The organism is Caulobacter sp. B11 (assembly GCF_002737765.1).
GTDB lineage: Bacteria > Pseudomonadota > Alphaproteobacteria > Caulobacterales > Caulobacteraceae > Caulobacter.
Genome location: NZ_PEGG01000197.1, coordinates 1 through 9230, shown reverse-complemented (window position 1 = coordinate 9230; position 9230 = coordinate 1). Strand labels below are relative to the sequence as shown.

The following is a 9230-nucleotide window of genomic DNA, read 5'->3' as shown; positions in this document are numbered from 1 at the left end:
TTCGATCGGAGTGTTCAGTCCCGTGACAGCGCGAAGGCGGCTGATCGCTTGCATCACGCGTGGCAAGGTCGTCGGATTGGTCTTCGTGCTTCGGGCTTCCTTGTTGTAGCCCCAGGGCAGGACGGAATAAGTGATGAAGATCTTGTCGACATTTGGTGCCGAGTTTTCCAGAACGTGGTCAATGAACAGATCCACATTATAGGATAGGATGTGGCACGCGATCTTCATCCGAGTGAACTTTCCGTGTCTTGCGGGGTGTTGAGGCTTAGGCAGTGGGACGCGGCGGACCTGGACGATGTCATATCGGGTGCTGTCCTTTGAGCGCCTGGTGTGGCGATGTTCAGGCGTTGGTTCGGCGACGCACTAAAATAACCTCGCGAAGGTAACTGCCGTATGATGATTTCCCCAACTCACCAGCTAGGCGGCCCAACTACGCCGCATCGATAAAGCCGTTCTCGTAGGCGATTTCCTCGGGCCAGGCGATCTTGAAGCCCTGGCGTTTTTCCAGCGTGCGGACGAACTCGACCGCCTCGATCAGGCTGTCGGGGGTGCCGGCGTAGAGCCAGGCGTAGCCGCGATCCATGATTTCGACCGATAGTTTGTCGCGTTGCAGACAGATGCGTTTGACGTCGGTGATCTCCAGTTCGCCGCGCGCCGAGGGCGTGAGATTGGCGGCGATGTCGACGACATTGGCGTCGTAGAAATAGAGTCCCGTCGCCGCCCAGTTCGATTGAGGCCGGGTGGGCTTTTCCTCGATCGACACGGCCTGCACGCGCTCGTCGAAGGCGACGACGCGTCGGCGTTGCTGGTGTATTGGGGGGTCTCGAAGCTGACAGCCACGTGGCTCTGGGCGGCGAGGTTGTAGATCTCGTCGGGCTGGGTCTGCTGCACGATGCGGATCAGATTGGTGCTGTCGGTCATGTTGCCGTAGTGGAGCTTAAACCGTTGGTTCTGCTCGTGCGGGTCCTGGTAGATGTCTTCCAGACGGCCGGTGTTGAACGACGACGAGCGGCGCTTGTCGCCATGGACCATGTAGCCCTGGTCCAGCAGCAGCTGGGAGAGATAGGCCGCGTCCTGACCGGTAACGCCGGTGATCAGCGCGACTTTGCCCTTCCCAACTTGACTCATGTCGCCCCCGGTCACAGCGCCGATAACGCATCGACTGGCGCTGCTTAGCCCACCCCTGGAGACGGCGCGAGGTGCTTATTGGCTGCGGGCCGATCGGAGCCTAACTTGCCCGCAGCGCAGGCGGCGATGGCGTCGCGAGCTCCGTGGATCAGCAGCAAGGCCGGCGAGTTGATATGGACCTCAAATGACGGCGACATCCGTGCCGTTTGGCGGGAGCCGCAGGCCATCATCCAAACAGCCGTCCGAACTTACTGCCCAGCTATTTTTGGCGCGGAGCGCGCTGTCGTGAGGGCGTTCAGCGACGCCGCTGTGGAATTCGCGGCCATCTCCCTCTAAGTTACCGGTGCACGTGGGGTCTGGAATCAAAAGCGACAATCGGAATAGCGCCATCGACGCATTTCGGGGCGTGGCGATCCTGTAGCTCGCGGTCTTTCACTACACCGTTCGTTGGTCGCCGCCGCAGAACGGCGTCGACCTGTACGGTTACGGCTTCCAGTTCAGCCAGATCCTAACGCTGGGGCGTTACGGCGTGCAGGTCTTCTTCGTGATCTCGGGTTTGGTCATCACCATGACTGTCCTGCGGTCGCGCGACGCTGTGGACTTCGGCGTTCGGCGCATCGCCCGCATCTATCGCGCCCTGATCGTCGCTGGCCTACAAACTCTGGCCCTGTGCCAGTTCGCACCGCCGGACCTGAAGCGCGGGCCGCTCGACTATCTCGCGAGCCTGACCCTTCATCCCCGGGCCTTCGGCCGCATATTCATTGACGGTGCCTATGGCACCCTGCCGGTGGAGCTGAAGTTCTACGCCTTCGTCGCCACCCTGATCGCGGTGGCCTACGCAATGTACCGCTTTATCAAGTTGCCCGGAAAGAAGGCGGTAATGTGGGCCTATCGGTCGCTGGCTCATCGTCAGAGCGTTGCTCCTGATCCCGTTGGTTCCCGCGTCGCCGACGGCGCGTTGTAGCGGCCTAGCCTTCAAGATGCGGGTGGGCGCCGGTTGAGCGCTCGGGGGCCAACCAGCGCTTGGGCCTTTGTGCGATCCTCGGTCAGGGCGGATTGGGGGTTGAGTGGATAGAGCGGGGTGATCTCGCACGGGGACTTTGACCTTGCCCCAACCTTGGACCAGGTCGGGGGGTGTTGTCAGTGCCCCTCTTGAGCTGCTTCGCCGCCTCAATTCAGTCGGGCCGCGCAGAGCATTTCCGCGGTCTTGAGGTCATCGAGCTGGCGGTGGCTGGGGTCTCCAGAAGTCAGAAAGCCCCGAGCGGCCTCATCGATAGTCACCGGCGAAGCGCCAAATAACCGGGGGGAGCGGCTCAGAGCGGCGTTGAAGAAAACCTCGTCGAGGAAGTTGGGATGAACCTCTCCCCAGAGGCGGCTCCAGGTCGGTGACACGCTCCGAAAGGCGGCGGAGCCGTTGGGGACGAAGGCGACGAACAGGCCGCCCGGTTTGAGCACCCGTTGGGCGAGCGCGATGATCAGGCTAGGCGAGGGAACGTGTTCCAGGACATGAGCGGAAAAAAACACGTCCATGGTCGCCTCGGCTTCGGGCGAATTAGCCCAGGCCTCGAAGTCGGAAACAGCTTGGACGCCGAGGTTCTCGACACCGAAACGGCGCCGCGGAGCGGAAATCTCGTAGGAGAGGGTGTCGAAACCGGCCCGCGCGAACTGGTAGCTGCCATAGCCCCAGGAGCAACCGAAATCGAACAGTTTCGCCCCCGGCGGCGCACCCAACTGGCGCAGCACGTCAATGTAATAGCTGTAATCCTTTTCCGTGCCAGTGAAGCCTCGCGCCTTCAATTCGGCGAGCGCTGGGGCTTCGGGCATATCGGTGGTGAACCCCTGGGCGTATTCGTGGTTGTAGAAATCGGCGGCCTCGGCTGGTGCATCCGTGGGCGTGCGGAACATCATCATGCAAGCGTCGCAGCGACGAAGTTCCGTCACCACCAGCTTGCGCTCGATGAGGATCGAGTTTTTGGCGCCACAGTTTGGACAGCGTTGCCTGTCAGCATCACGGTGCCGAACGACAGATCTGAGCAAGTAGTCGACTTTGGACATATTGGTCTCCCGCCTTCAGTAATGAAACGTGTCATCGCTCAGGGGCTTTGGTAATCTGCCGCCGTATTCAATCATGGAGAATGAGCCGCGTTAGCTTTGGCTATATATAGAGAGGGAACTGACGGGTACGATCGGCTTTTATCCGTTCTAATTTTTTGTGCCAAGATGGTTGCGGTGTGAAGCCTCGAACCGAGAGGTGCTCCAGAACGTAGAATTACGATTCAAGAAAAGTGCATCAATTTGACTTATCTGACCGGAATTATTTACGCGCTTCGCTTCAAATAAATCGTAAAGAACAAAGTTTTTCGACCACATGAATGCAATAACTTCGCTAGCTAAGGGGGCTCCGTCATTATAGGGGGTCACAGATAATTCAGCTTGAACCATTGTCGATGTTTTTAATACATCTAGTCCTCCGAGCAATATATCTATCTCAGCTCCCTGAACATCTAGTTTAATAAAGTCAGGGTTAATTACGTTATGACATTGCAAAACTTCACTTAAAGTAGTCATTGTCTTAATGGTTGGAGTTTTTTGGTGATCGGTAAGTTCGGAGTAAATAGAAGACCCCGTCCCCAGTTCGTAGAATGTTACATTTTCCTTGGGTGCTGACCCAAGTAGATTTATTGTATAATTCGCCTTCGATCCAAGTTCGGCGCAGCGTTTTCTAAGAATTTCTGATTTTGAATCCTGTGCTTCAATCATAAATATTTGTGCCGCGGGGAATTGCTCGGCTATTGCTCGTGCCCACATTCCTTCAAACGCGCCGATGTCGACGATCACTGAGGGGCTGAAGCCAAGCTGATTCAAGTGCCGCATCCGATCCGGTAAGGCATCGTGACCTATCTGAAGCCGTAACCCCCCAGGCACCGCCCTTAGCGCGCGGAGCATGGGCGGTCGAAGTAAATTTTTGAATCCAGACAACATGCTCGTATCCTTCGGTCGCTTGGACAAACTTGAATTTTAGTGAACGGCTGTCAACTGCGAGCGTCAAGATGGTTGTTACTCGTCTCAGATCGTGGATATTCCGTCGCCTATTCACAATCATGCTGTCGCTGGAAGAATATGTGTGATCATGCCTAGGGATTTTTGTACCTAGATTGCCACAATCGGCCTGTCAAACTCCGGAAAATGGAGATCTGACGATGCGAAACAATTTTCCTGCAATTCGTGCGAGCAGGATCGATCGAAACGAACGAACTAGTCGAGCTAGAACAGCTTCATTCAAGCTTGGGCTGGCGGTCTGTGATGCGGTGCGCTCGAACACATCCGTCCAGGCCTTGGCTTCCCTTTGTATGTCGCCAAATTTAGCAGCATGAGCAATCGCACCTCGCGACAATTCCTCTCGGAGCTTGGGGTCTTTTAGAATTCTAGCGACCGCCTCCGCGATAAAAACGGGATTTTCCGTTGGCACCAAAATGCCCGATACTCCGTCGTCAATGGTGTCCAGCAATCCGCCCGACTTTCCACCAACGCACGGACAGCCCATTGATTGAAGTTCAAGCGCTGAAATACAAAATGTCTCCGTCGAATTATTTATGTTTGGATTCACCAATCCTACATAAGCCGTCATAGCAAAATCAAAAATATCTGATTTTGATGTTGCACCCTTGAAGTAAATTCCGATATCTTCTGGTGATCTATGTTTCCCAACTATGGGCAGTAGGTATTTTATTTCAAATTCCGGTGTTAAAACTCCGCTAGGACCGACGTCAGATTCCGGAAAATGTAGCCGGATTGATCCAAATACGTGCAATTCAGCATCGGGAACCATTTTTCTAATGATGGGCCAGGCTCTCAGGGCGTGATGGAAGCCCTTTTCCTCCCGAGTTGCTCCAACCCACATAACGGCGGGAGGGGTTCTTAGGGATGGGATGTCCCGTAGATTTTTCAGGTGGGGCAAGGCGTGAGGAATGATTTCGACAATTGGAGCAAGATGAGTTAATTCGTAAGTTTCAGACGATGATTTTGAGCGAACTACTGCCCTGCTGAATCCAAGGGAGACCAATTTTTCTAACTCTATTGGTGCTATGTCATTATTAAGCATGACAATCTTTTTAGCTGTACATAACGAAAGATTGTTTGCTATCGGAAATAGGTCTGGATGATGTCTAATGACGATAAAGTCAAATGAATTATCTTTTGAGTGATATTTAGTATATGTTTTAATTATTTTTTGGCAAAAATCTTTATATCCGGATACATGTATCCATTGAGCTTCATGCCATCGCAATTGAGATACGTTATTCATTCTATGAAATATAGTGACAGAATGGTTCTTTGCTAACTCGATAAATACAATCGCGCTAGCAACGCTTCCTGAGGAGGCTCTATCTCCGTTCATGATGGATCTAAAATCAGAGTTTTCAGTATGGTCTAGATAGAATGCTATTCGCATGCGAAAATTCCGATCCTATTAAAGCGCCTTAGCTGGTCCGAGAAATTGCAAATGTATTTTTATGATCTTGAATATTCAAATACAAAAAAGTGCTGTCTGTGTATGTTTATTTCTGAGGTAATTTCGGATGGATTGAGGTTTTCTAGTTTTGAATAAACAGTGACTTCATATTGCTTAACACGAGAATTTTGATTGATACTCAATCTGCGCCGCTCTTCAGCAACCCGTCGAAATAGGTGATCGTCTTGGCTAGGCCCGTGTCGAGGTCGACGGTGGGGGTCCAGTCGAGGATGGCCTTGGCCTTGGTGATGTCCGGCTGGCGCTGACGTGGGTCGTCGGCCGGCAAGGGCAGGTGGATCAGCTTGGACTTGGCCCCGGTTAGGGCGACCACCTTCTGAGCCAGCTCTTTCATGGTGAACTCGCCCGGATTGCCCAGATTGATTGGGCCAGTCACTGTGTCGTCAGTGTTCATCAGCCGCAGGAAGCCCTCGACCAGGTCATCGACGTAGCAGAACGAACGAGTCTGGCCGCCGTCGCCATAGAGCGTGATGTCTTCGCCGCGCAGGGCTTGGACGATGAAGTTCGACACCACCCGGCCGTCGTTGGGGTGCATTCGCGGTCCGTAGGTATTGAAGATCCGCGCCACCTTGATGCGCAGGCCGTGCTGGCGATGATAGTCGAAGAACAGGGTCTCGGCGCAGCGCTTGCCCTCATCATAGCAAGAGCGGATGCCGATTGGATTGACGTTGCCCCAGTATTCCTCCGGCTGGGGGTGCACTGACGGGTCGCCGTAGACTTCACTGGTCGAGGCCTGGAAGATCTTGGCCTTCCGCCGCTTGGCTAGGCCCAGCATGTTGATGGCGCCATGTACGCTGGTCTTGGTCGTCTGGACGGGATCGAACTGATAGTGGATCGGCGATGCCGGGCAGGCCAGATTGTAGATCTCGTCGACTTCTGCGAATAGCGGGAACGTGACGTCGTGGCGCATCAGTTCAAAGCATGGATTGTCCAGCAGGTGGGCGACGTTGCGCCGGGTGCCCGTGTAGTAGTTGTCGACGCACAGCACCTCGTTGCCGGCCTCTAGCAGCCGCTCGCATAGGTGCGAGCCCACGAAACCGGCGCCGCCGGTGACCAATACGCGTTTCATGTCGATGACTCCGCAGGGGCCTGCGGGGGCTCCTCCATACTTGAGGTAGCGATGCAGCGCTGTGGCGACAAGCTGCTAATGCGCTAGACGCGCGTAGCTGAGAACTAGATCGATCTGAGAGATAAAATCATCAATCAGGCACCTTCATGAGACAGTAGAGCGCGCCATCAAGGCGCTTTTGCATTCATGATATTTGGTCGCGCGGCCGGCGACCGCGACCCTGAAGGGTCGCTATCCCGGTGTCGGGTCCTGGATCCAAGTCGGATCTGCCTTTGGCAGTAGCTCAAGCCCGTCCGGTTTTTCCGGAGCAGATCAGGTCAAGCCCGGCAAGCCGCCCGCACGCGTCTTGGACCTTTGGAAGATGATCCACCTGCGGCGAACGGCTTCAGTGTCGGCGTTCTGGAGACCCGCATCGCGACGCGGGTCTCCAGCTTGCTGTCAGAACTTCCAGTTCAGACCGACCAACAGCGCCTGACGCCCACCGTCGCCGAATTCGCCGGCATAGGTCGCCGAGACGCTCAGGCCGGGGGCCAGGTCGTAGCCAGCGCCCGCGCCGACGGTGGCCAGGGTCCCGCTACGGGCCAGGCCGACGGCGCTGATCGGCGTCGTCAAGCCGGCCAGGCCGCCGGACGCGATGGTGTCGCCGCCGCCGGCCGTCGAGCGGAAGCCCAGCGAGGCGTAGGGATGCAGGCGCGCGCCGGCCGTCTGCCCGCCCAGAACCTCCACTTGACCGTCGACGAACCAGGCGGTGCTCTTGTCGCCGTCAACGGTCAGGGCGAAAGCCCCGCCGCCGCGTTCGACCAGGCGCTCGCGCGTGGCGCGGACATAGCTGGCGCCCAGGCGCGGCTGCACGGCCCAGTCGCCGTTCAGTTGGGCGCGGTAGGCCAGATTGACGTCGGCGATCCAGCTCTTGAGCTTGTAGTCGCCGGACGCGGTGATCCCGCCGGGCGCGGTGCGACGGGTTTCGACGTCGGCGCCGTTGTGGGCCGCCATGGCCCCCAACTGGAAGCCGCCGAGCCGAACCTGTCCCTGGGCGCCGATCGCGAAACCGTCGGTTCCGGTGCTGACGTCCAGCTCGGTGATGCGCTGGCGGCCGTTCAGATAGCCGACAAAGACCCCGGCCCAAGCCGACTCGACGCCGTATCCGACGCCGGCCAGGCCGCCTGTGCTTTCGAGCTTGCCCTCGGCGACGCTAGCTGCGGTGTCGCCGTCCTGAGTGCGGCGGCTGGCGATGGCCTGGCCAAAGCCGAACAGGCCGGGCGCCTCGGGCGCGAACCGGACCTGGGCGCGCGACGCATCGACGATCGACAGGCCGTCCTCGAGCGCCAGCTGGGTGGCCGAGGCATAGGCCTGGGGCGTGACCCGAGCCAGGGCGCGTTGATCGCTCTTGCCGGTGGTCGGATCGACCAGGGCGGGCAGGGCGGCGATCAGGCCGGCGCCAACCTTGTCGTCGATCAGGGCCGTGTTCAGCGTGCTGAGCAGACCCGAGACCTGCGAGGAGAAGGTCGTGTCGGTGGTGAAGAGGCCCAGGGCCTGAAGGCGGGTCGACGACTGCGCGATATGCAGGTTCAGACCCTGCGCGCCCTCGATGGTCGAGAACGAGCCGGTGATGCCGCCATTGGCGACAATGAGATCCAGCCGTCGGCCCGGCGTCAGGTTGCTGGCGCCGACCAGCCTCAGGGTGGAGCCCTGGGCGATCGTCACCTTGCCCGACACCACCAGCATGTCGCTGACGGTCGGCGTCAGCTCGAAGAGGGCGGTCGAGCCCGAGGCCAGGGCGACGTCGCCTGTCACGGTCATCGTACCCGGCGAGGCGCCGGGGCTCAGCGTGCCGGCCACGGCGATGTTGCCGATCACCGCGCCGGCCGACCCGAAGGTCGCGCCCGAACCGACGATGATGTTCGACGCCGCCAAGCAAGCGCGAGCCGGCCAGGCCGATCAGGCGACCGTTCTGGATCTCGATGGCGGTGAAGCCATAGTCGCCCGCGACGCTGACGACGCCGGACTGCAGGTTGAGGGTCTCCGAAACCGGTGAACGGCGTGCGCCCAGAGCGATCGGCGCGGCGTCCGTGCCGCCCAGGGCCAGTTCGAGACGGTCGGAGCCGCGCCGCCCTCGGCCGAACCCGTGAAGGTCCTCCCGTGGTCAGGCGCAGAACGTCATCGCCGCCCCCCAGGTTCAGAGCGCCGGCGAGGTCCCGGCCACGGTCATGGCGTTGGCCGCGCCGTTCAGGGTCAGCTCGCCGGCGGCCAGGGCCGTGCCCGCGGCGACCGTCAGGTTCTGGCTGTTGGTGACCAGGTGGTCGAAACGCGCCGCGCCGCCCGTGAAGCTCAGCGCGCCCGTGCCGGTGACCTGCAGGGTTTCGAACTGCTGGAGCTGGTCGCCGCGCAAAGACAGGTCGGAGGTCAGGTCGATGGCGACCCTGTCATTGCCCGCGCCGCCCAGCACCGTGCCGGTCAGCCGGCCGCCAGCCGCCAGGGCCAACAGGTCGTCGCCGGCGCCAA

9 protein-coding genes and 2 pseudogenes are annotated in these 9230 nt (G+C 58.6%); 2 read left to right on the top strand and 9 right to left on the bottom strand.

Annotated elements, in window-relative coordinates; genetic code table 11:
* From CSW58_RS15150 to CSW58_RS16210, 3 genes and pseudogenes are all read right to left on the bottom strand, one after another.
* Positions 1-228 (bottom strand): hypothetical protein (locus CSW58_RS15150; RefSeq protein ID WP_236627734.1); only part of this gene is annotated, 228 nt, incomplete at its 3' end.
* Between the two features lie 112 nt (positions 229-340).
* Positions 341-805, bottom strand: a pseudogene (locus CSW58_RS16215) (sugar phosphate nucleotidyltransferase); the annotation flags it as partial.
* A pseudogene (locus tag CSW58_RS16210) lies at positions 790-1128 on the bottom strand (GDP-mannose 4,6-dehydratase); the annotation flags it as partial. The pseudogenes CSW58_RS16210 and CSW58_RS16215, both read right to left, overlap by 16 nt.
* Before the next feature lie 475 nt (positions 1129-1603).
* Between CSW58_RS16210 and CSW58_RS08885 the strand changes: the two are divergent.
* Positions 1604-2092, top strand: coding sequence for an acyltransferase family protein (locus CSW58_RS08885; protein WP_099447051.1), 489 nt, complete (start codon positions 1604-1606; stop codon positions 2090-2092).
* 206 nt (positions 2093-2298) lie between these two features.
* Here the strand turns inward: CSW58_RS08885 and CSW58_RS08880 are convergent, their stop codons facing one another.
* The 5 genes from CSW58_RS08880 to CSW58_RS08860 form a co-directional block, all read right to left on the bottom strand.
* On the bottom strand, positions 2299-3183 hold the full coding sequence (locus tag CSW58_RS08880) for a bifunctional 2-polyprenyl-6-hydroxyphenol methylase/3-demethylubiquinol 3-O-methyltransferase UbiG (protein ID WP_099447050.1): 885 nt from the start codon (positions 3181-3183) through the stop codon (positions 2299-2301).
* A 147-nt stretch (positions 3184-3330) separates the two neighbouring features.
* On the bottom strand, positions 3331-4110 hold the full coding sequence (locus tag CSW58_RS08875; RefSeq protein ID WP_099447049.1) for an FkbM family methyltransferase: 780 nt from the start codon (positions 4108-4110) through the stop codon (positions 3331-3333).
* 190 nt (positions 4111-4300) lie between these two features.
* Positions 4301-5581 carry a glycosyltransferase family 4 protein gene (locus tag CSW58_RS08870; protein WP_099447048.1) on the bottom strand — a complete coding sequence of 427 codons (1281 nt, stop codon included), beginning with the start codon at positions 5579-5581 and terminating at the stop codon, positions 4301-4303.
* 199 nt (positions 5582-5780) lie between these two features.
* The gene (locus tag CSW58_RS08865) at positions 5781-6728 is read right to left on the bottom strand and encodes a UDP-glucuronic acid decarboxylase family protein (protein WP_369825137.1); all 948 of its coding nucleotides are present in this window, start codon (positions 6726-6728) and stop codon (positions 5781-5783) included.
* Between the two features lie 438 nt (positions 6729-7166).
* Entirely contained in the window at positions 7167-8585 is a 1419-nt protein-coding gene (locus CSW58_RS08860) for an autotransporter outer membrane beta-barrel domain-containing protein (RefSeq protein WP_161494593.1), read from the bottom strand.
* Between CSW58_RS08860 and CSW58_RS14080 the strand changes: the two genes are divergently transcribed.
* A complete protein-coding gene (locus CSW58_RS14080) occupies positions 8572-8763 on the top strand; it encodes a hypothetical protein (RefSeq protein ID WP_161494592.1) in 192 nt (63 codons plus the stop codon). The two genes, CSW58_RS08860 and CSW58_RS14080, sit on opposite strands and share 14 nt — an antisense overlap.
* A 141-nt stretch (positions 8764-8904) precedes the next feature.
* Here CSW58_RS14080 and CSW58_RS14075 read toward each other — a convergent pair.
* Positions 8905-9230, bottom strand: a 326-nt coding sequence (locus CSW58_RS14075) for a hypothetical protein (protein ID WP_201721619.1), incomplete at its 5' end; no start/stop codon positions are given.